The organism is Hymenobacter sp. ISL-91 (genome assembly GCF_018613725.1).
Taxonomy (GTDB): domain Bacteria; phylum Bacteroidota; class Bacteroidia; order Cytophagales; family Hymenobacteraceae; genus Hymenobacter.
The window spans coordinates 49,990-71,026 of sequence record NZ_JAGGPS010000004.1; the positions used below are offsets into that span (position 1 = coordinate 49,990).

The window sequence follows — 21,037 nt, forward strand, 5'->3', positions numbered from 1 at the left end:
TTTATTTCGTGATTTCGTCCCGTTTTGAAAACGGGCGCAAGTTACTCAGAACGGCCCATACTTCAAACCCGGCGAAGAGAAAATAGAGGATGAAGAAGCTCCCGAGAAAGGCCCAACGGGCATTTCCTTCCTGCCCACCACCTCGTAAAAGGTACACCAGCACTAGTGTAAGCGACAAAAGCAGCCGGGCCACCATGGCCCCGAAGTAGGCTACCAGAAAGTTGTCGGCATCGGCCCGGAGCAGCCGCTCCATCATCCGATACAGCACCAGCGTGAGCACCACGAAGAAGGCAAACGTGTACACCGTGAACGGATGAATAATGCGCGGACCGAACTGGCCGTGCAGCGCATACAGCACAAAGCCCACAACCAAGCAGAACAGTATATAGGGTTTGAGAAAGGAGTTCATACATTTTGCGCTGTTAGCATATAGCTGTTAGCTAACAGCTTTCTTCGATGCTATTGGTAAACGATGAGCCGGCGTAAAAGCTATAAACCAACAGCTATACGCTAGTAGCTCAAAAGCCTATTCGCCCTTGCTTACGGCCCGGATTACGTTGTAGAGCGCCGCGAACAGGCCCAGCAGCATCAGGCCCAGTGTAAACCAGGGCGTGTTGGTCTGGTAGTGCTTATCGAGCGAGTAGCCGGCCCAGGTGCTCAGGCCAATAGTGGCGGCCATCTGCATCCCAATCCCCGAGTAGCGGGCCACAGTCCGCAGGCGGTCGGAGCGGTTATCGGGGTTGTCGGGGTTGTCGGGGGGCTTGACTGGGCTGGCCATAAGCAGTAGGATACTAGGATGCGGCGACAAAATTAGGGCTTAGCACGTTAGCAACGCCCCAGGGCCCCTGTCGGCAACGTCCGGGCAGAAAGCCGTACTTTTACCCAGGTTGCGACGTTGCAGGAAAAACCCAAGCCCCCGAACGAATCGGTGGGTGGCGGGCGTTTTCCGTCCGTCCTTCTTTTCTGCCCCGAGCCTCTCTGCCGCCTTGACGACGACCCCGACGACCCTTCGCGCTGCTCTTTCCCGCCCCTTGGCCGCACTGGCCGCTACCGGGCTGCTGGCCACGCTACTGGCTGGCTGTGCCGGCTCCGACCGCCGCTCGCTGGTGGGCCGCACCTACGACAACGTGGTGGCCCGCGACAACGCCTACTTCCTGGCCCGCGAGAAGATGAGGGAAGTGGAGGCCAAGCTTAATGCGGAGCGCATCAACGATTACAACCGCGTATTGCCGCTATTTCCGGTGATTGACCAGCCCACGGCCACGCGCCTGACGGCCGACATGGACGACATCATCAAGAAGGCTTCGATACCGGTGCAGTACCGCCCCGGCTCCGACTGGACTGATGACAGCTACCTGCTCATCGGGCAAGCCCGCTACTATAAAGGCGAGTTCGAGGACGCGGCCAAGACGTTTAAGTACGTGAACAGCACCGGCAAAGACCTCAACGCCCGCCACGAGGCGCTGGTCTGGCTTATGCGCACTTTCCTGGCCCTGAATGAGCTGGATAACGTGGCCGCCGTATCGAACATCCTCGACAAGGAAGCCGGTACCGAGCGCAACGCCCGCGCCCTGTTCCTGACCCGTGCTGAGTACTACCAGCGGGTGAATGAGCCGCTGCTGGCCATCGAGAATCTCGAAAAAGCCATTCCGTATATCGAGGAGAAGAACGAGCAGTCGCGCACCCGCTACGTGCTGGCCCAGTTGTACCAGCAGCAGGGCGACGACAAGAAAGCGTACGCCCAACTGAACCAGATTCTGAAGAAAAACCCACCCTATGAGCTGGATTTCTACAGCAAGCTGATGCTGGGGCAGGTCTCGGACCTGAACCTGAATGACCGGGCCCGGCTGGAAAAATACTTCGCCAAGCTACTCAAAGACCCCAACAACAAGGAGTACACCGACAAGATATACTACGAGATGGGCCGGTTTGAATACCGGCAGCAGCGATACCCGGCGGCCCTGGCCCTGCTCGAAAAATCGGTGCGCGTGCCCAAAGGCAACCCTTCACAGAAAGCCTATACGCACCTGCTGCAGGGCCGCATCTACTATGAAAACCTGCAGCGCTACCGGCTGGCCGCGGCTTACTACGACAGCACGGTGCAGGCCATGCCCAAAGCCAACCCCGCCTACGAAGCCGTGGCCGAACGAGCCGGGATTCTGCAGGACTTTGCCAGGCAGCTAACCATTGTAGAAACCCAGGACAGCCTGCAGGCCCTGGCCCGCCTCGGCCCCGACGAACTGACCACCCGTCTGACTGCCTATGCTGAAGCCGAACTGGCCGAACGCCAGCGCCAGGCCGACCTGCTGGCCGCCCGCCAGGCCAGGGAACTGGAGCGCCAGCAGGCTCAACAGCAAACCGCCGTGGGCTTAGCTCCGGGTCGCGACCTGCAGCCCAATATCAGCTCCGAAGATTTTCTGGCGGGCAACACCGGGGGCAAGTGGTATTTCGATAACCCAACGGCTCTGAGTACGGCCCGTGGCGACTTTATCCGGCGTTGGGGCGACCGGCCCCTGCAGGATAACTGGCGCACCGTAACGCAGGCCAGCAGCTCGCCCGTAACGCCACAGGGCGGCAGCGTACCCGTGAGTATTGCCGGCAACAGCAGCACCGCCGTAAATGGCACCGGATTGAACCCGGGCAGCCCTACCGAGCCCGCCGTCGACCCACAGGCTCAGCTACGCGACCTGGTGAGCCAGTACCGCCAGAACGTGCCACTAACACCCGCACAGCTTACTACTTCCGACGACCAGACCCAGGAGGCGCTGTACCAGCTCGGCAGCATCTATAACCAACAGCTGCGCGAGCCTGAGAAGGCCGTCGAAACCTATGAAACCCAGTTGCGCCGCTATCCGCAGGGCCCACACACGCCCGAGACGCTGTACATTCTGTACCTAATAAGAAAAGAATCTGACGCCACTCAGGCCGAGCAGTACGCGGCGCGGCTGCGGCAGGCGTACCCTAACTCGTCGTACGCCCGGCTGGTAGCCGACCCCGACTATCTGCGGCGCACCTCGGTGGCCAACGCCAAAGTGGCGGTGCTGGTTGACTCGGCCTTCGCGGCCTACAAGCGGCAGGATTTCAAGAAGGCTGGCACGACGCTGGATCAGGCCAGGAGGGAGTATCCTGAAACTGACCTTAACGACCAGGTGGCCTACCTGGGGGCGCTGCTGAGTGTGCGCACCCAGCCCCCGCCCACTGCCAGGGCAGCAGTAGAGAAGTTCTACAAGGACTACCCCCAAAGCCCGCTGGCGGCCAAGGCCTCAACGCTGCTCGAAACCTACCAGAAATACGAACAGGGCCAGATTGCCGGGGCTATGGCCAGCACTACTGAGCCCGGTAAGTCGGATTTCCGGCCCGGCGAGATTGAGCCCCGCTCGGTGCGCCGCTTCCGTCCTGAGCCCAGCCCGCAGGTATTGCTGCCGGCGCCCCTGACCCCGGCTCCGGCAGTTACGCCTGCCAGTAGCAGCGCAAATGCTCCGGCGGGTACTACCACCCCGGGTGCAGCCACGCAGCCGGTTCCGGTGCTACCAGTTGCTACTCCTGATGCTCCGGTTCCGGCCGAGCCGGCTCCTGCTGCCCCACTTACGCCAGCCGAAGAAGCCGCCGCTGCTCGTCGGGCTGCGGCCCAGGCACGCGCCCGGGGTCGGAAGGCACCTGCCGCACCCAAGAAGACAGCCGAGCCGACTGCGCCAACAGAACCAACGCCCGCAGTGCCGGCTACTGCCCCGGTTACTTCACCAACCACTACACCGGCAACCAGCCCCGCTGTCGCGCCTGTAATTCCGCCTGCTGCCACGCCAGCGCCGGCGGCTCCGGCTTCGCCCTACAAAGCCGATTTAGCGGCCAGTCACTCGGTGGTTATCGTATTGGCCAAAGATGCCCCCCAGCTAACCGATCTGGCCGCCCAGTTGACGGCTTACAACAGCCGCTTCTACAAATCGAGCAGCCTGCAGGTGCGCAGCCAAGCCCTGAACGCAACCGAAGAAGCCGTCATCATTGAGGGGCTGGACAACGCCAGGCTGGCCCAGAGCTACGCCCTGAAGCTGCGCGGCCCCCAGTCGCCGCTGAGTAAGCTGCGCGGGGCGGGTTACCAAACGCTGGTTGTGGGTATGGATAACCTGCCAGTACTGTTGCAGGAAGGAAATCCCACCGAATACCAGCGCTTCTACGACCAGAACTACCGATAATCTTGAATTAAAATTTAAGCGTGAAAAGCTAAAATTTGCCGTTCTGGCTCTACTCATGCGAGTACTCTCGCTGCCGGCCAGCAATTCTGAGCACAATTTTTCACGCTTGATTTTCAGTTTTTAACTCCCTGAAATGGCCTCTGCCACCAAAAAAACAACTGCTTCCCGTCCTAAACCTAACCGCCCCGGGCGCTATACCGGCTGGGCCCGCTCGTTCTGGATGCTATTCGGGCTCGGACTGATTGGACTGGTGTTCTATGTGTGGGCCGTGAGTGCAAACTTCCTGAACCTGTTCGGGCGCATGCCCAACCTGAAGTCGCTGGAGAACCCGCGCAGTGAGTTGGCTTCGGAAATCTACTCGGCCGACAACGTGCTGATGGGCAAATACTTTCGCGAAAACCGGACGCCCGCCGAGTACGAAGACCTGCCCCAGCACCTCGTAGATGCCCTGATTGCGACCGAGGATGCCCGCTTCGAGGAGCACTCGGGCATTGACGCCAAGGCTACGGGCCGGGTGGCGGCAGGCCTGTTGAGCGGCGGCAGCGGTGGTGGTGGCTCTACGCTTACCCAACAGCTGGCCAAGGTACTGTTCCGCACCCGTGGCGACCTTAACGACGGGGTGCTGAGCGACGTACCGGGCCTGCGTATGCTCATCACGAAAACCAAGGAATGGATTTTGGCTATCCGGCTGGAGCGCAGCTACACCAAGCGCGAAATCCTGCGCATGTATTTGAACACCAATGACTATGGCTCCAACGCTTTTGGTATAAACACGGCGGCCAAAACGTTTTTTGGCAAGCAGCCGATGAAGCTGACCCGCCCCGAAGCGGCCACGCTGGTGGGCGTACTCAATGCGCCTACGCGCTTCAGCCCCAAGTTCAACCCCGACCGCTCGCGCGCCCGCCGCAACTGGGTGTTGCGCCAGATGAACAAGTACGGCTACATCACGGCCGAGCAGCTGCAGGCTGACACACTGCGGCCCATGAAGCTAGACTATCAGGTAGAAAATCAGAATGAGGGAATTGCGCCCTATTTCCGGGTAGAGGTAAGCAAGGAGCTACGCCAGTGGGCCAAGGAAACCGACCACGATTTGTACTCCGATGGCCTGAAAATCTACACGACTATCGACTCGCGGATGCAGAAATACGCCGAGTCGGCCGTGGCCGAGCACATGAAGCTGCAGCAGAAGTGGTTTGATCAGCAGTGGAAGGGCCAGCAGCCCTGGCGCGACGAAAGCGGCCGGGTGATTCCGGGCTTCCTGGCCACGTCCATTAAGCGCACCGGCCGCTACCGCTCGTTGCAGGGCCGCTTCCCCGACCAACCCGATTCGGTGAAGTACTACCTGAATAAGAAGTACCCGATGAAGGTTTTCAGTTGGAACAGCCCCAACAACGAGAAAGAGGTGACGATGTCGCCGATGGATTCGCTGGCCTACTACAAGCGGCTGATGCGGGCCGGCTTTGTGGCTATCAACCCGCTTAATGGCCGCATTAAGGCCTGGGTGGGCGGCGTCAACTACAAGTACATTAAGTACGACCACGTACGCCAGGGCAAGCGCCAGCCAGGCTCCACGTTCAAGCCTTTCGTGTATGTGGCTGCCATCGATCAGGGCTACTCGCCTTGCTACCAACGACCCGACGTAGCCGTTACTTTTCCGGCCGTTGCCGGCCGGGCCTCCTATACGCCCCGCAACTTCGAGGGCACCTTCTCGGGCCGCACCTTCACGCTCCGGGAAGCCATGGCGCGGTCTATGAACTCGATTACGGCCTGGGTGGTGCAGAAGCTGGGCCCCGAAACAGTGGTTAGCTACGCCAAGCGCCTGGGCATTTCCTCGCCCATCGAGGCAGTACCAGCCGTGGGCTTCGGCTCGTCCGATGTGAGCATCTACGAAATGGTGGGCGCCTACAGCACCTTCGTCAACAAAGGTATCTGGACTTCACCTGTGATGGTGACGCGCATCGAGGACAAGAACGGCAACGTGCTACGCGAGTTCGTGCCCCAGACCCGTGAGGCCTTGAGCGAGGAAACCGCCTACCTGATGACCTACATGCTGCGTGGGGCCGTCGAGGAGCGTGGCGGCACCAGCATCATCCTCAAAACCGGCTTCAAATTTCCGCATGAGATGGGCGGCAAAACCGGCACCACCAACAACTACTCCGACGGCTGGTTTATGGGCCTCACGCCCGATCTGGTGTGCGGTATGTGGGTGGGCGGCGAAGACCGGAGCATTCACTTCCGCAACGGCTACTACGGGCAGGGCTCGCGCATGGCCCTACCTATGTACGGCCTGTTCATGAAGAAAGTATACGCCGACAAGAGCCTCGACATCAACACCGGCCCCTTCCCCAAACCCGCGCAACTCACCATCGAAACCGACTGCTCGCGCTACTACGGCGGCGCCGGTGGCCAGCGCGACACCATCCCGAGCGAGGAAAAGCTTAACCAGGTGAAGATGGAAGACCTGCGCGGCGAGGATATCTAGCAGCACAGATCTTTGCTGATTTTTGCGCTGAACAGCTGTTTTTTATCGAATGTGGCCGGGACATCCTGGCCACATTTTTTGTTGAACTCCTGATTCAGACTGCCAAATTCAACTCCGGTGTTCTTTCCCTGCGTATCCTCCAATGCGCGGTAGGCGTAGCGTATGTTCTACTGCGTGTTACCAAATGGAATCTGCGTAATCTGCTGAAGAATCAGCGACAATCTGTGATTATATGGCCGCCTCTTCCGAGCTGCAAGACCAAATCCGCCAGCTCCCGCACCGCCCGGGGGTGTACAAGTACTTTGGCGATGAAGACACGATTATTTACGTGGGCAAGGCTATTGATTTGCGTAAGCGGGTCAGCAGCTACTTTACCAAGCAGGACCACAACAAGAAGACCCAGCAGCTGGTGAAAAATATCCGGCGCATCGAGTTCACGATTGTGGATTCAGAGTCGGATGCGTTTCTGCTCGAAAACAACCTCATCAAGCAGCACCAGCCCAAGTACAACATCCTGCTGAAGGACGGCAAGACGTATCCGTATCTGCTGCTGACCAACGAGCGGTTTCCGCGCCTGATACCCACGCGCACCAAGCGCCCCGGCGACGGCCACTACTACGGCCCCTACGCCAACGTGACGGGCATGAACCTGCTGCTGGAGCTAATGCGGGCCCTGTATCCGCTACGCACCTGCACCTATAACCTTTCGGAAGCCAACATTGAAGCCGGCAAGTTCAAGGTGTGCCTGGAGTACCACATTGGCAACTGTAAAGGCCCCTGCGAGGGCCGCCAGGACGAGGAAACCTACAACCAGTACATCCAGCAAATCCGACAGATACTGAACGGCGACCTGCGCCTGCCTAAGCAGTACTTCCGCGAGCGAATGGCCCAGGCCGCCCAGGACCAGCAGTACGAGCTGGCCCACCAGTTCAAGGTGAAGCTCGACAAGCTGGATGAGTTCCAGAGCAAGAGCACCATCGTCAACGCCAACCTGACCAACATCGACGTATTCGCCATTGCCTCCAACGAGAAGTCGGCCTTTATCAGCTACCTCAAAGTGATGAACGGCAGCATCGTGCTCACGCAGTCGGTAGAGGTGCAGAAGAAGCTCGATGAGCCCGACGACGAGATTCTGGCCCCGCTGGTGATGCAGATGCGCGAGGAGTTCGAGAGCGAGTCGAAGGAAATCCTGACCAACGTGGCCCTCCCCCCGCTGCCGCTACCCGGCGTAACGGTGGCCCAGCCCCAGATTGGCGACAAGCGCAAGCTGCTGGAGCTGAGCCTGAAAAACGTGCTTTACCTGCGCAAGGAAAAGGAGAGCATGAACGACCGGAGCAAGGACCTCAATGAGGTGCGCATCATGGAAACCATCAAGAAGGATTTGCGCCTTACCGAGCTGCCCAAGCACATTGAGTGCTTCGACAACTCCAACTTCCAGGGCGACAACCCGGTGGCCGCCATGGTGTGTTTCCGCAACGCGAGGCCCAGCAAGAAGGACTACCGGCATTACCACATCAAAACCGTTATCGGCCCCAACGATTTCGACTCGATGTACGAAGTGGTAACGCGCCGCTACCGCCGCCTCACCGACGAAGGCGCCTCCCTGCCCCAACTCGTGATTGTAGACGGCGGCAAGGGCCAGTTGGGCATGGCCGTTAAGGCCATCAAGGATCTGGGCCTATGGGGTCAGATGGCCGTTATCGGCATCGCCAAGCGCCTTGAAGAAATCTACGTACCCAACGACCCGCTGCCGCTCTACATCGATAAGAAGAGCGAGAGCCTGCGCCTGTTTCAGCGCATGCGCGACGAGGCCCACCGCTTCGGCATCACCTTCCACCGCGACCGACGCGACGCGGGCACCCTCAAAACCGAGCTAACCGACGTTAAAGGCCTCGGCCCCGTCACGGCCGACAAGCTCCTGCTCAAGTTCAAGTCGGTCAAGAAAATCCGCGAGTTGTCGGAAGCCGAGCTAGTAGCCGAAGTCGGCAAAGCCAAGGCCCGTATCCTAGTTGATTATTTCTCCCAAACCGATGCGGCAGTATAGAAACTATAAGCACAGAAAAGCAGCAGGCCCCAACCAAATATGGTCGGGGCCTGCTGCTTTTTAAATATTGTGTTTCTGAAAGGTATCCGCGCATCTGCGTCATCCTATCATCTGCAACATCTGTGATTTAGAAAGACCACAGGTTGTACTCGTACTCGATAAGGTCGGCGGCGGCTTGCTGCGAGGCGAGGATGCCCTGCTGCTGGCTACCGTAAATTTCATCAAGACGCGAATCGGTCGGGTTAGATACCTTCACGATGTAGGAGTTGAACAGCCACAATTCAAACGCATCAGCCAGGTTCTTATGCTGGGCGTCGTTCTGGGGGTTGAACCAGATGGCTTTGTCAGGGTTAGCCCGGAACACGCGCACCAAGTCGCTGTACTTGAAGCTGGCAATTGGTTTTTCGATACCCGACGTGTTACCGCTCAGCGTAGAAGGCACGAGCAGTGTAATCGACTTAATGTCGTGGTACATGCGCGAACGTTTCTTATCGAAAATCATGTCCTCCTTCAGTTCCATCTGGTAGATGTCCTTGGGGCGGAAAGCGTAGCTCGAAGGCCCGGCCGGAGCAGCATTAGCCGCACCCTTTTTGGCTGGCGCACCCCAATCATCGGTAGTCTCTGACGAGAAACCGGCCGCTTTTTCCTCGTCGCTGAGGCCTGCTGCAGCCTCCTGATACGACATGTTGCTCATCACCTCCGTGGAGGAGAAAGTCGTAGTGAGCGAGTCGTTACGGTAAGCCTGCAGTTCACCGCGCTTCACAGCATCGAGAATGATACCGCTGATTTCCCGTCCTTCGGAGAACATGGGCTTGTTCTGCTTCTCGCGCAAATCAATGGCCCGCCAAATCGTTTTGCGGAACATAATGTCCGACGTCGGAATCGGGCGGTACGAGCCGTTGCTGCTCGCCGTGGTAGCTTGTTCCTGCGCCGAAGCTGCCACCGACAGCGTGAGGCCGGCCGCCAGAGCGGCGAGAGAAAATACCTTGTTCATACCAAAGAAATCAAAAAAGCGTCAGGAATGGTTCAGTGCAATCCTATAAACGCTTAGATCAGCGGAATATTGAACGACTTGGAAACTTGTACGTCCTCCACGTTGCCCTGGAAGTTCTGACGCTGAACGCCTTTTACTTCGATGTAAAGACGGTCGCCTTCGCGGGCCGTGTTCACAACAGAACTTAGGTCGACGTTAGGGCCGTTAACCGTAATCGTTGCCATGGCCGGACGCTTGCCACGTACCAGCGTTACCTCGTAGCGCGATACCCGGAACCGGGCGTCGTCGGGCAGGAAGGTAGCGAAGCTGGCATCCGGAATAGCCTTCAGGTTCATGTTGCGAACAGCCGTAATAGGCGTACCCTGCTTCTCGTTGGCCGGACGACCACCTACCCAGCACTGAATGTCGGGCTTAGGAATACGACGTACTTCAAATTTCTGCGAGCCGATGGGGTTTCCACCGCTGCTTACATTCAGGGTTACTTCGCTGGCATTAGGCACCAGAGTTACCTCGCCTTTGGTAGCGCCCTTGATGGTAGCCGCACCAGTAGCCGAGAAGCTGGGGTCGTACTGGGCACCTAAAGCAGGCACGTTTACGCTCAGCTTGTTGCCGCAACGGAAATACAGCGCCTGCACCGAAGCCGACTGAATCTGCATCACCGGCTTAGTAACGGTGTAAGGCATCGTTACTTTAAAAGTAGTGTCGCGGCCATTCTGCTTGAAACGGACAGTGCCGGTCCAGCTTGCTTTAGCGTTGCCATCCTTATCGAAGTTGCCCGGACGAGCCGTAAACTCCACCTTGGCGCGGCCATCAGGACCCACGGCAATTGGCGAGCCGTTGAGGGTCATGCTCGGGTTAAGGCCCGAAGCCGAAGCAGTCAGGAACAACTCGGCCTTATACTTGGTGCCGGCCGCTACCGTGTTCGACTCAGCGCTGGCAAAAGCCCCAATCTTATCGAATACGATGATCGTGCCACCTACTCTATCCGACAGCACTTTCAGCGCGTCCGACTCGTACTTGAGCACCTCCGCTTCCTTCTGCGACAACACAGCCAAAGCAGCTACTACCGGCGTGTTTTCGAAGTTGAGTTGGGCGAAGTTTTTGTTCTTCTGCTTCTTCTCCGTTACCATCGGGTCCTGCGACGCGTCGAGGGCCAAAGGTGTAACGCCGGGAATGATGCCTTTGATGTAGTCGGAGTACTTGTTCAACTCTCCTTTCATCTTGTAGCCGACACCGTCCTTGTTGGCACCCAGCATCAGCTCGGCCACCTTGTCTTCGGCGCTCATGTTGGCAAACTCGTTTTTGCCTTTGTTCTCCGTTTTAGTGAGGAGCTGGTCCCGCACCGAAGCCAAGTAGGCAATGGTCTCTTTGGTCCGCTCGCGCACTTCCTGGCTCTGCTTGAACACCGCCACATCTTTGGGCTGGTTGCGGGCCTTCTCTACCTGGGCCTGAATGCCCTTTACTGTTCCGTCGTTCGCCTTCGACACCTTTCCGTTGATGGAGGAAAGGCTGTCGTCGAGGAATTTAAATTTTAACAGAATTGCTGAATCTACCTGCAAGGCCAGAAGCGCGGTGAGTACCAGGTACATCATCCCGATCATCTTCTGCCGTGGAGTTTCCTTTTCTCCCGCCATCTTGTATGCCTGTTGCTATACTATATGAGTGTTGACTTGCTATACCGGATGCGGCTTAGCTACCGGCCCGCATGGCGTTCAGCATGTTGCCGTACACGCGGTTGAGCGAACCCAAGTTGGAAGTCAGGTTGGTTACCTCCGTCTTGAACTGGTCGGTTTCCTTGCCGGCTTCAGTCAGGTTCTGCATGGCCTGGGCCAATGTGCCGTAGAATTGGTTCATGGACTTGAGGTGCGAGTTGGCATCCTGCAACTCCATTTCGTACACTGCATTCAAAGCACCCAAGTTCTTGGTTACGTTCTGCACCTGCAGCTGGTAAGCACCTGCATCAGCGGTGGCATCGGCCATCGTGCTCATAGCATCAGCCGTCTTAGAGTACGACTCGTTAATGCGCTCCAGCGACTGAGCAGCCGAACGAACCTTGGTCGTGTACTCGTCGGTAGCATTGGTAGCGTCGCCGAGGCCGGCCAGCTGCTGGGTAGTCGTGCTCAGGCGGTTCAGGCCCTGGCCCAGCGAAGAAATAGCTTCGGGAGTTACATTGGCATCCTTCAGCATGTCGTCGAGCTTGCGGGTCAAGCCCGTGCCGTTGTTATCCTGCTGCAGGAAGCTGGAATTACCAGTGGAAGGATCATAGCCTTCGCTCAGCTCCGGGTATACCATCGACCAGTCAACCTCTTTGGAGGTGGGCTGGAATGCACTCAGGAAAAAGATAACAGCCTCGGTACCAAGGCCAACAATAAGCATTTCGCTGGCACCATCCCAGTGCTGGATTTTGAATAGAGCTCCTACAATTACGACTGCTGCGCCGATGCCGTAGATTTTGGGCATCAATACATCGTACAGGAAATTACCGCCTTTAGCTGCCATCTGATTGTGTTGTTGAAGAAGAAGTGGTGAGGTATAAAGAGTCTTAGACAAAAAGGCTGGCTTAGCCGCCACCCGAGCCAATCTGGATCATGGCAGTGCGGAAACCGATATAAGAGCGCGCCGAATCCTGGTATTCGAAATTGCGGGTTCCGGTCTCTAGGAAATACGCAATATCCTTCCACGAACCGCCACGTACTACTTTGCGGGGCTCGTTGTCGTCGGGGTTAGTTGGGTTCATATCCCATACTACTGGCACAGAAGCCTCCATGTAGGCATCGTCGCACCACTCGCCTACGTTACCCGACATGTCGTACAGGCCAAAATCGTTGGGAAAGAACGAGGCAACCGGAGCCGTGTAGGCATGTCCGTCGGAGGCATAGTCGCCGCGGCCGGGCTTAAAGTTAGCCAGCATGCAACCATTGGAGTTCCGCATGTAAGGACCTCCCCAAGGATACGTGGCGAGGTCGCGGCCACCACGGGCGGCGTACTCCCACTCAGCCTCCGAGGGCAGACGGAAATTAGGGTAAGGGGCCAAACCGGCCTCTTCGTTGGCCTGGTTTTTCAGCTTGGTGCGCCAGTTACAGAAATACTTGGCCGCAAACCAGTCAACGCCCACTACGGGATAGTCGTCGAAGGCCGGGTGCGTGTAATAATACTCCATCAGCGGGTCACCCATGTGGTAGGTGAAGTCGCGCACCCACACCGTGGTGTCAGGGTAGAGCTCGGTCATCACGTACTCTTCGCCCAGTACGTCAATCGAATCCTGCCGGATGGCATTCATAAACTGGCGGTACTGGTTGTTGGTGATTTCCGTCTCATCCATGTAGAAGCCGGCAATTGTTACCTGCTTGTTCATGTTGACCATGGAGGCCGAAATATCCTGGTCGGTCTGTCCCATATGGAACGTACCGCCGGGGCAGGGCACCATGCCGTAAGGCACTTCCTGCGGGTTAAATTCTGGCCGGTCTTCCGCACCGACCAAGTCGCCGGTGGGACCTTTGCTGAAACCGCACCCGCCCAACAGCAGAGCCGAGAAAGCGACAAGGGGCAGGAGGAAAAACTTATTCATTATGAAAAGTAAAAAGACGACCGAGGGGGATAACCAAAGATTACAATTTTTCGGGCTGGCAAATCTAATGAATCATCCGTTGGTACGCAAGCAATCCGCCCAACACCGCACATTTGTCTACCAACTAAAGTATCAGCCGGTTAAACGGCTGATAGGCTCATCTGACCGATTGATTGAGCCAACATTCTGTTTTTTGCTACTGCAGCACATCTTCCTCTTCTCCAAAACAGTCCGTTAGAAGCTATATCGGGGCGTCCGGATAACTGGCCGGATATTTAGACTTGGTTTAGGCAAGCGGTAGCTCAGCATAATCTCAAATGAACTTGTTGCCTTTGCTTCTTGGCCAAATGCAATTAGGTCATAGGCCAATCCCAACCGAAGCACATTGTCCTGAGCGAAGGAAACTCCTCCTAGAGCCGTGAATGCGTCGCCTGAACGGTAGCCCAAGCCACCCCAGAACCGGTCGTTGAACGTGGCCCTAGCTCCTACCTCATACGAGGCATTACGCAGGGTCAGTTTGTCGTTGTCGCCAAATTCTCCCGGCAGCACTACTTTCATCAGTGCCGTCGGGGTAATTACAACGTCCGAAGTCAAATCAATATTGCAGCCACCTGTTAGGTAGGCATGGTTCTCAGTCAAATATTGCGCCGTTTTTGCGTTGGCTATGCCTTCACTCTTAAAGCGGTAGCCAGAGCGCAGCAGGTTGTTCATGCTTAGGCCGGCATAAAACTTCGGGGCTTCGTACCAAACGCCTGCCCCTAGGTCAAATTTAGCATCAGAGCCCTCACGCGGCACGGCTATATCGTTCTCATCATTGGACCGATATTTACCGTGATAAATATTATTGAGCAGGCCCTGCACGCCGAGACCCAATGTGCCCTCGCCCAGTTTGAGATGGCGCGAGTACGAAAGCTGCACGTTGGTCGTATATAACTCAGCAATCCGGTCGCGGTAGACACCCAGGCCCAAACCGCCGGCCAGCACCGGGATGGGCAGCGAGGCCGTGAGCGAGGCTGTAGTAGGCGAACCGCCGGAATCGAAGGAGGCATCGTAGCCGTAATACTGAATGCGCCCGATACCGGTTATTTCGCCAAAGCCTTTCACACCCGCGTAAGCCGGGTTCAGATGCATGCCATTGAACCCGTAGTGGCTGAACTGCGGCTGTTGCTGAGCCACGGCTTTGCCCATCATCAACAGCGCTCCGGCGCATAGTATATATCTTTTCATATAAATCTGCCGTGAGTCAGCCCCGGAGTAGTAGCGGGCCTACGTTCCCAAATGTAACGAAAAACCGCGCTAAATTTTTCATCACACTCACGAAGTAAACGGCTCCTGCAGATGCCTTCTGCTCCTGTCGTAACTGCCCGCTGTTCTTCGATTTATACTTTACCGGCCGTTTTGGGCGAGCCACTATTCTGATGCAACCGAATATAGGCCTCAATAGCGCCCGTCATGGAGGGCGCGTTGGGATGAGGAGCCTCAATGTCGAGTATCAGGCCGGCATCGAGCACGGCTTTGGCAGTGGTAGGACCAAAGGCGGCGATACGCGTATTGTTCTGCACGAAATCGGGAAAGTTGACGAATAGCGAGGTGATGCCTGAAGGGCTAAAAAAGGCAATGCAATCGTACTTCACATCGGTCAGGTCCGAAAGGTCGGCGGCGACGGTACGGTAGATAACAGCCTCGCTGAACTTGAACTTGTTTTCGCGCATAAACTCCGGGATGTCATCCTTGCGGATGTCGGAGCACGGATACAGAAACGTTTCGCCCTTGTGCTTGCGGATGACGTCGAACATATCGGCGGCCGTACGCTGGCCGACAAATAGCTTGCGCTTGCGCAACACAATGTATTTCTGCAGGTAATTGGCCGTCTGCTCCGAGATGCAGAAATACTTCATCTCGGCGGGCATCTCAATTTTGGCTTCCTGGCAGATGCGGAAGAAGTGGTCGACGGCGTTGCGGCTGGTAAAGATGATGGCCGTGTGCTCCGCAATATTGACCTTTTCTTTACGGAAGTCCTTATATGAAACTGGCTGAACGTCAATAAATTCGCGAAAATCTACCTTGATACCATACTTTTCGGCAATCGAGAAATAAGGAGAGACGTCGCTGGTCGGCTTTGGTTGGCTGACCAGGATAGTGGCTATAGGAACGGCATGACGGCCTTTTCCCGGCTGGTCTTTATTATCGGCCATTGGGTAGAGAATGAGGGTAAAATCTGGAGCGATAAGGAAGCGTTAGAGAGCGAAAAAGGGTTGCGTGAGTCCCTGATTAGTAAGTAAAAACGATTAATTTGAGCAAAACGACCAACGGAATTACTTCTGTGGCGCAAAGGTACGAAAACAAATGTAGATTCAGGAGTGACCTTTTGCGGTGTAGTGTGCGGGCGATGCGCCATACGGTGCCAACCAACAACAAGGAAACCACGCCGTTGGACACCCACAGCACGGTTTCGGGCAGTTGCCGGTTGAGCCCCAGATAGAGCAACATAACGCCGGGCAGAAAGAGCCCCATGAATAGCACCGTGCGAATGAACTCGCGGTACTGAATCGTAACCAGCTCGGCTACATCGAAGATATAGCCCATCAGCTCCAGAAACAGGTATTTGCCCAGTACGAAAGCCGCCACGAGGGCCGTATAGAGCAGCACTTTTACCACAATAGTCGATTCGGCCACATCGAAGAGACGGCGCAGGATTACGATATTTTCGATATTGGTGTGGATAGCAACCAACAGCAGCGCAAACGACAGCGCAAATAGCATCACCAGCACTAAGTTGAGCCAGGTAAGCGTGGGCTTAACGAGGAAATCCTGCTCGGCGGTGCCCTGGCCCCAAAGGCCCTCTAGCTGGTAAATGCGTGCAAAGCCGGGCTGATAGGTGGCGCGCAGACCTCCGTAGCCGAGCCCGATGAGCAGCAGAAAGCCCAGAAACACGTTCTGGCCCTGGTGCCCCCGAGGCCGGGGCTGGGCAGCTGTTAGCACATCCCGCACTCCCACAGGACTTTTGACCGGTGCCAGCGCGTTCTGGAATGAGGCAAGGTTAGGAACGGCCTCGGGATGCCACACGCATAGCAGGTGCAGCCCGCCCTGCTGGGTTCCGGCGGGCAGCAGCGCTGCCAGGTCCAGGGTGTAAGAGGCGGGAGCGGGAGCGGTAAAAATGAGTTGGTTGTTGAGAAACAAACTCAGGTTTTCGCGGGCCGTGAATGTGATGGGTAGCGGACGGCCGGGCCGCACGCTCAGCCACTGATAATAGGCCTGCTCGGGGGCATGATAGTCGGGCAGGTACAGTACCAGCCGATTGCGGGCCGGATCCTTAATAAGCCAGTCGGTGGTAAGGCCAGACCGGGGGGGAGGGGGCAGCCGGCGGTACTCGGCGGCTCCGGCAGCCAGCGGCAGTATTGCCATCAGCAACAACCACAGATTCCGGATGAAAAGCGGGCGGCGCACAGATTTAATAAGTGGAGTTATAGAGGCGGGAGTGACCCTGACACGCACAAGTATGGTCGCGGCCGCCTTCCATCAGGAAGCAATACGCTGACGCTCGGCCCTGCTGTGGTACACTCCTAATAGCAGGCTCAGAAGCAGCGAGAAGCCAATCAGCAGCCCAATCAACATCATGCTACCCAGATAAGCAAAATTGATGACCAGCAGGATAACCACAACGTTGAGCAGGCCCAGTAGCATAACCGTGCTGATTTGCTGGAAGCCCATGGCCAGAATGCGGTGATGGACGTGGTTTTTATCGGGCGAGAAAGGTGAGCGGCCGGCCATCATACGCACGATAAATACACGCAGCGTATCGAACAGCGGTACGAACAGGATACCCAATGCCACCGCCGGGGCCGCACTGCCAAATGGCTGGCCCACCTTCAGGCCCATCTCGATAAACTGAATGGTGAGAATGGATACGATGAAGCCACACACCAACGAACCAGTGTCGCCCATGAAAATACTGGCCCGGTGGAAGTTGTAACGCAGAAAGCCCAGGATGCCGCCTACTACACACACCGATACAAAAGCGTAGTTCTGGAAAAACTCGCCGCCGTACTGGTAGAAGTAGTAGCCGAAGGTGCTCACAATAATGAGCACGATGGAGCCCGCCAAACCATCAAGGCCATCGATCAGGTTGATAGCATTGGTGATGCCCACAATGGCGAAAAAGGTGAAGGCGTAGCTGATACCGATGGGTAACTCGCCAATGCCCAGAATGCCCTGGAAGCTGGTAATACGCACGTCGGCCATAATCATCACCACGCCGGTAGCCAGCAGCTGTCCAACAAACTTTTTAGCCACCGAAATGCTCACCAAATCGTCCTTCAGGCCCACGAAAAACAGCACAATACAACCTGCCAGCAGCTGCTGCACGCCATTATCAAGCGGGGCGAAGATGGTGAGGGCCGACATAAAGCCGGCAAAAACGGCCACCCCACCCAGGCGCGGCGTCAGCGACTCGTGCACGGTACGCACGTTGGGCGTATCGAGCATGTTTTTGAGGTGGGCGATGTAGATGATGGACGGCACGGCGAACATAGCTACCAGAAAGGCCCACAGGAAGGACAGGCTTAACTGTATTCCAAGTGCATTCATAAAGGGGGTGGCGCTTATGGTAAGGGGTGGCTACTGCCAGAGCGAAGAAGACAGCTAAAGCTGGCTGATTTAAGAAGCCAGAATCCCTTGCGGAATAAGCAGGCTTATCGGTTTCAGCTGCTTGAAGCCAATAGAGTCAGGTGCGAAAACGAATTTCCTATCAAAGACCTGACCATCTATGTAATAGCTTACCCAATATTGGTTGTGCAGATGAAAAAGCGCCGAGTCGAGGGCTTCAATGGGCGTTGCAGCGTGCGGTGGCACCTCGGGCAGCGCATGGCGCAGCGTGGAAGTACGGATGGCTTCGCCCTGCTCATCAGTACCGTAGCCGTTTGAGCTCACGATAACGTTCTGCAGGGGCTGGTCGTTGTCGTTGATAAGGAACACCTGCCAGCCGGGTGCGTCGGGCGTAGCTGTGGCGGCCTGTTCGTCGGGCGTTATGGCCACGCTAACGCCTACAACGGGTCGGAAGGATATATCTTTTTTCATGCACTCTCAGAAATCAGGTCGGCGGCAAATAATGTGGCCAAGTGGGGCATCAAACGCTCCTGCACTTCGGCAACGGGCACCGCATAGCCCAACTCGCGTTGCAGCGAGGTAACAGCTTTGTCGGTAATGCCGCAGGGAACGATATGGCCGAAATAGCTCAGGTTGGTGTTTACGTTGAGGGCGAAGCCATGCATAGTTACCCAGCGGCTGCACTTTACGCCCAGCGCACAGATTTTGCGCGGGTTGGGGGCACCTTCTTCAAAATCGAGCCAAACTCCGGTAAGCCCGGCAATACGGCCCGCCCGCAGGCCATAGTCGGCTAGCGTGAGGATAACTGCTTCTTCAAGCAGCCGCAGGTAGCGGTGAATATCGGTGAAGAAGTTGTCGAGGTCGAAGATAGGATACCCCACCAGTTGGCCGGGGCCGTGGAAGGTAATATCGCCACCGCGGTTGATGCGGTGGAAGGTGGCCCCATGTGCTGCTAAGCCAGCATCGTCGAGCAACAGGTGCTCGGGTTTGCCGCTTTTGCCCAGCGTGTATACCGGCGGATGCTCGCAAAGCAGCAGATGGTTGGGCGTAGCAACCACCGGCTGGCCTGCTTCGGCAGCCAGCCGGTTTTGGGTTTTCAGGGCCAGCGTTTCGGCCAGCAATTGCTCCTGCAGCTCCCAGGTAGTCTCATAGCCCACCATGCCCAGCCGTCGCACCAGCACTTGGCGGCTTTGGCCAGGGCTGGCCGGTGCGGCGCCGGCGGCTGGTGGTACCTCTGGGGTAGCAGCCGGACTTGCGCAGGTAGAGAAGCTAGTTGACATGGCAGATTGAACGGGCGGGGCAGACGAGGCCAAACATACGGTAGCGGGCTGCCGCTTGGCTTTCAGCAGATTGCCAGTTTATAGCTGGCCGGATGCAGCCGTTTTTCTTTCAGGAAAAGACAGCAACTTACCAGCATAGAACCAAGTATGGCTGGTTTCAAATGGCAGACAAAGGTACTAGATTTCGGCCCAACCCGGTACCCGGATTACTGGCCTTCCCACCTTCCCGAGCTTCTTGCTCTCTATAGCTCACCCGTCATGCTCATTCCATCCCACCAGCTCGGCCACGATGGCGAGGCGGCCGCGTTGCGTTACCTGCTGGCCCAGGGCTACGAGCTAGTACACCGCAACTTTCGCTTCAGGCGGGCCGAAGTGGATTTGGTGATGCGCCGGCCACCCGCGCTGCTGGTGCTGGTGGAGGTAAAAGCCCGCTCGTCGGAGCACTATGGCTACCCCGAGGAGTTTGTAACTGAGCGTAAGCGGCAGCTGTTGCGCCTGGCCGCCGAGCACCTGCAGGAGACGCTGGTTTGGCCCACCGATATCCGGTTTGACATTGTGGCCCTCACTCCTGCCGCCACTGGCTTACGAATAGCGCATTTTGAGGATGCCTTTTATTGAGAAGTGAGAAAAGGAACGTCATTCTGAGCGAAGCCGGAGGCGAAGTCGAAGAATCTCGCGTGCAATAGTAATCCTGCTACTAGGAACTACTGTGGCACGCGAGATTCTTCGCTGCGCTCTGCATGACAGCTGACTCACTTCTTAGCCTCTTTCTCGCGGTTATCGAGCTTGTCTTTCTCGTAGATGAGCACGCCGTTGCGGTTGTACTCCTTTAGAAGCACCGGCTCCTTTACCTCGGGCTCGTAACCCGACTCGCCGTAGCCGAACACGTAGTGGCGGCGGTCTTTCAGGTTACGAAAGCCCCAGTAGTTCACCCACTCCCCCACACGCTTGCCGTTCTCAAACTGGCCTTCCCATTCGCGCTTGCCAGTGGCCAGAAAACGCACATAGTCGCCCTCCATCTGGCCGTTATAATAGGGTACCACTTCTTTCAGTTGCTTGCGCTCGGCATCGTAGTAGGTTACGTTGGCGTCGCGGGGGAAGCCTCGCTCGTAATGCGTTTTGGCAACCAGGATGTTGTCGGGCGTAAACCGTTCCCAGCGCAGGTGGCGGGTACCGTAGGCGAAAAAGCCGGTTTCGATGACCTTGCCGCCGCGCATCTTTTTGTAAGGCCCGTGCATCACCTTATCGGTAGCGGGGTTTAGCTCACCTGTTGCCTTAAATACCTTGCGCTTACGCGGGTTGTAGTAGTACACCGCCAGCGCCATAGGGTCGGGCTGCCGGAAGGTGCGCAGGTAGTAAAAGATTTCCACCTCCTGCCGCTTGCCTTTCGGCCCCGACTTGGTGTAGCCCTTTTTAATAGGCTCACTTAGAAAGATATTCTTCTTCTTTTTAGGCTTGCGCTGAGCGGCTCGTTCCTTGGAACGGGCGGCCCGCTCCTGCTCCTTGGTCAGGGTTACTTGCTTGCCGCCCAGCATTGGGGCCGCGGCTGTGTCGGCAGTCGTGGTGAGGCTATCAGGAGCAGCGGCAAACTGGCCGGCGGCGTCAGGCTGGCTGCTGAAGGAAACCGTTTTGCGCGTGCAGGAAGCAAGGGCACCAGCCAGTAGCAGAAACACCGGCAGAAGCAGGGCTGGCAAAGAAGTTAATCGGAACAGACGCATGTGGAAAATCGGGCAGGATTCGTTCGGAGCCAGAAACGTAAAGATATACGGATTTGGTACCCTCGCTTTTGCGCTACCGGCCATCAGCTTACGGCTGCCGACCCGCAGGTACTTACCACAGCAACGATTCGCTCTGGGTTCCCTATTGCCTCCCAA

Annotated in this window: 17 protein-coding genes; 4 read left to right on the forward strand and 13 right to left on the reverse strand. The window is 56.9% G+C overall.

Features of this window, described 5'->3' with window-relative positions; all coding sequences use genetic code 11:
- Position 1: 1 nt before the first annotated feature.
- A complete protein-coding gene (locus J7E24_RS01075) occupies positions 2 to 409 on the reverse strand; it encodes a hypothetical protein (RefSeq protein ID WP_215134244.1) in 408 nt (135 codons plus the stop codon).
- A 117-nt stretch (positions 410 to 526) separates the two neighbouring features.
- Positions 527 to 778, reverse strand: coding sequence for an AtpZ/AtpI family protein (locus tag J7E24_RS01080; protein ID WP_215134246.1), 252 nt, complete (start codon positions 776 to 778; stop codon positions 527 to 529).
- 253 nt (positions 779 to 1,031) lie between these two features.
- Here J7E24_RS01080 and J7E24_RS01085 point away from each other — a divergent pair, with 253 nt between their 5' ends.
- The 3 genes from J7E24_RS01085 to uvrC all read left to right on the forward strand — a co-directional run bounded on the left by J7E24_RS01085 (position 1,032) and on the right by uvrC (position 8,716).
- Positions 1,032 to 4,190, forward strand: a complete 3,159-nt coding sequence (locus J7E24_RS01085; protein ID WP_215134248.1) for a tetratricopeptide repeat protein — start codon at positions 1,032 to 1,034, stop codon at positions 4,188 to 4,190.
- Between the two features lie 133 nt (positions 4,191 to 4,323).
- Positions 4,324 to 6,672 (forward strand): transglycosylase domain-containing protein, encoded by a 2,349-nt coding sequence (locus J7E24_RS01090; protein ID WP_317195605.1) that lies wholly within the window; start codon positions 4,324 to 4,326, stop codon positions 6,670 to 6,672.
- Between the two features lie 232 nt (positions 6,673 to 6,904).
- Complete coding sequence (gene uvrC, locus J7E24_RS01095) at positions 6,905 to 8,716, forward strand: excinuclease ABC subunit UvrC (protein ID WP_215134250.1); 1,812 nt, start codon at positions 6,905 to 6,907, stop codon at positions 8,714 to 8,716.
- A gap of 127 nt (positions 8,717 to 8,843) precedes the next feature.
- On the opposite strand, the gene gldN is transcribed toward uvrC, so the two are convergent.
- The 10 genes from gldN to lipB all read right to left on the reverse strand — a co-directional run bounded on the left by gldN (position 8,844) and on the right by lipB (position 19,163).
- Positions 8,844 to 9,710: a gliding motility protein GldN gene (gldN, locus tag J7E24_RS01100; protein WP_215134252.1), complete on the reverse strand. Its 867-nt coding sequence runs from the start codon at positions 9,708 to 9,710 to the stop codon at positions 8,844 to 8,846.
- Between the two features lie 53 nt (positions 9,711 to 9,763).
- A complete protein-coding gene (gene gldM, locus J7E24_RS01105; protein ID WP_215134254.1) occupies positions 9,764 to 11,344 on the reverse strand; it encodes a gliding motility protein GldM in 1,581 nt (526 codons plus the stop codon).
- Between the two features lie 55 nt (positions 11,345 to 11,399).
- A complete protein-coding gene (gene gldL, locus J7E24_RS01110) occupies positions 11,400 to 12,209 on the reverse strand; it encodes a gliding motility protein GldL (RefSeq protein ID WP_251046955.1) in 810 nt (269 codons plus the stop codon).
- 61 nt (positions 12,210 to 12,270) lie between these two features.
- Positions 12,271 to 13,278, reverse strand: coding sequence for an SUMF1/EgtB/PvdO family nonheme iron enzyme (locus J7E24_RS01115; RefSeq protein ID WP_215134256.1), 1,008 nt, complete (start codon positions 13,276 to 13,278; stop codon positions 12,271 to 12,273).
- Positions 13,279 to 13,512: 234 nt separating this feature from the next.
- The gene (locus J7E24_RS01120) at positions 13,513 to 14,505 is read right to left on the reverse strand and encodes a PorP/SprF family type IX secretion system membrane protein (RefSeq protein WP_215134259.1); all 993 of its coding nucleotides are present in this window, start codon (positions 14,503 to 14,505) and stop codon (positions 13,513 to 13,515) included.
- Between the two features lie 152 nt (positions 14,506 to 14,657).
- Entirely contained in the window at positions 14,658 to 15,473 is an 816-nt protein-coding gene (locus J7E24_RS01125) for a uroporphyrinogen-III synthase (protein ID WP_215134261.1), read from the reverse strand.
- 76 nt (positions 15,474 to 15,549) lie between these two features.
- Positions 15,550 to 16,725 (reverse strand): DUF4271 domain-containing protein, encoded by a 1,176-nt coding sequence (locus J7E24_RS17735; RefSeq protein WP_215134263.1) that lies wholly within the window; start codon positions 16,723 to 16,725, stop codon positions 15,550 to 15,552.
- A gap of 72 nt (positions 16,726 to 16,797) precedes the next feature.
- Positions 16,798 to 17,865 (reverse strand): MraY family glycosyltransferase, encoded by a 1,068-nt coding sequence (locus tag J7E24_RS01135; protein ID WP_251046956.1) that lies wholly within the window; start codon positions 17,863 to 17,865, stop codon positions 16,798 to 16,800.
- Between the two features lie 69 nt (positions 17,866 to 17,934).
- Positions 17,935 to 18,354 (reverse strand): hypothetical protein, encoded by a 420-nt coding sequence (locus tag J7E24_RS01140; protein WP_215134265.1) that lies wholly within the window; start codon positions 18,352 to 18,354, stop codon positions 17,935 to 17,937.
- A complete protein-coding gene (gene lipB, locus J7E24_RS01145; RefSeq protein ID WP_215134267.1) occupies positions 18,351 to 19,163 on the reverse strand; it encodes a lipoyl(octanoyl) transferase LipB in 813 nt (270 codons plus the stop codon). The genes J7E24_RS01140 and lipB overlap by 4 nt, the downstream gene beginning before the upstream one ends.
- Positions 19,164 to 19,421: 258 nt before the next feature.
- Here lipB and J7E24_RS01150 point away from each other — a divergent pair, with 258 nt between their 5' ends.
- Positions 19,422 to 19,781: a YraN family protein gene (locus tag J7E24_RS01150; protein WP_215134269.1), complete on the forward strand. Its 360-nt coding sequence runs from the start codon at positions 19,422 to 19,424 to the stop codon at positions 19,779 to 19,781.
- A gap of 134 nt (positions 19,782 to 19,915) precedes the next feature.
- Here J7E24_RS01150 and J7E24_RS01155 read toward each other — a convergent pair whose 3' ends face one another.
- Complete coding sequence (locus tag J7E24_RS01155) at positions 19,916 to 20,857, reverse strand: toxin-antitoxin system YwqK family antitoxin (protein ID WP_215134271.1); 942 nt, start codon at positions 20,855 to 20,857, stop codon at positions 19,916 to 19,918.
- Between the last annotated feature and the right edge of the window lie 180 nt (positions 20,858 to 21,037).

What these genes read in the sequence shown, in the direction of transcription:
- J7E24_RS01115 (WP_215134256.1), bottom strand. Translation starts at nt 13,278, where the DNA reads ATGAATAAGTTTTTCCTCCTGCCCCTTGTCGCTTTCTCGGCTCTGCTG.
- J7E24_RS01150 (WP_215134269.1), top strand. Translation starts at nt 19,422, where the DNA reads ATGCTCATTCCATCCCACCAGCTCGGCCACGATGGCGAGGCGGCCGCG.
- J7E24_RS01075 (WP_215134244.1), bottom strand. Translation starts at nt 409, where the DNA reads ATGAACTCCTTTCTCAAACCCTATATACTGTTCTGCTTGGTTGTGGGC.
- gldL (WP_251046955.1), bottom strand. Translation starts at nt 12,209, where the DNA reads ATGGCAGCTAAAGGCGGTAATTTCCTGTACGATGTATTGATGCCCAAA.
- J7E24_RS01120 (WP_215134259.1), bottom strand. Translation starts at nt 14,505, where the DNA reads ATGAAAAGATATATACTATGCGCCGGAGCGCTGTTGATGATGGGCAAA.
- J7E24_RS01080 (WP_215134246.1), bottom strand. Translation starts at nt 778, where the DNA reads ATGGCCAGCCCAGTCAAGCCCCCCGACAACCCCGACAACCCCGATAAC.
- J7E24_RS01135 (WP_251046956.1), bottom strand. Translation starts at nt 17,865, where the DNA reads ATGAATGCACTTGGAATACAGTTAAGCCTGTCCTTCCTGTGGGCCTTT.
- J7E24_RS01090 (WP_317195605.1), top strand. Translation starts at nt 4,324, where the DNA reads ATGGCCTCTGCCACCAAAAAAACAACTGCTTCCCGTCCTAAACCTAAC.
- uvrC (WP_215134250.1), top strand. Translation starts at nt 6,905, where the DNA reads ATGGCCGCCTCTTCCGAGCTGCAAGACCAAATCCGCCAGCTCCCGCAC.
- J7E24_RS01125 (WP_215134261.1), bottom strand. Translation starts at nt 15,473, where the DNA reads ATGGCCGATAATAAAGACCAGCCGGGAAAAGGCCGTCATGCCGTTCCT.
- gldM (WP_215134254.1), bottom strand. Translation starts at nt 11,344, where the DNA reads ATGGCGGGAGAAAAGGAAACTCCACGGCAGAAGATGATCGGGATGATG.
- J7E24_RS01140 (WP_215134265.1), bottom strand. Translation starts at nt 18,354, where the DNA reads ATGAAAAAAGATATATCCTTCCGACCCGTTGTAGGCGTTAGCGTGGCC.
- lipB (WP_215134267.1), bottom strand. Translation starts at nt 19,163, where the DNA reads ATGTCAACTAGCTTCTCTACCTGCGCAAGTCCGGCTGCTACCCCAGAG.
- gldN (WP_215134252.1), bottom strand. Translation starts at nt 9,710, where the DNA reads ATGAACAAGGTATTTTCTCTCGCCGCTCTGGCGGCCGGCCTCACGCTG.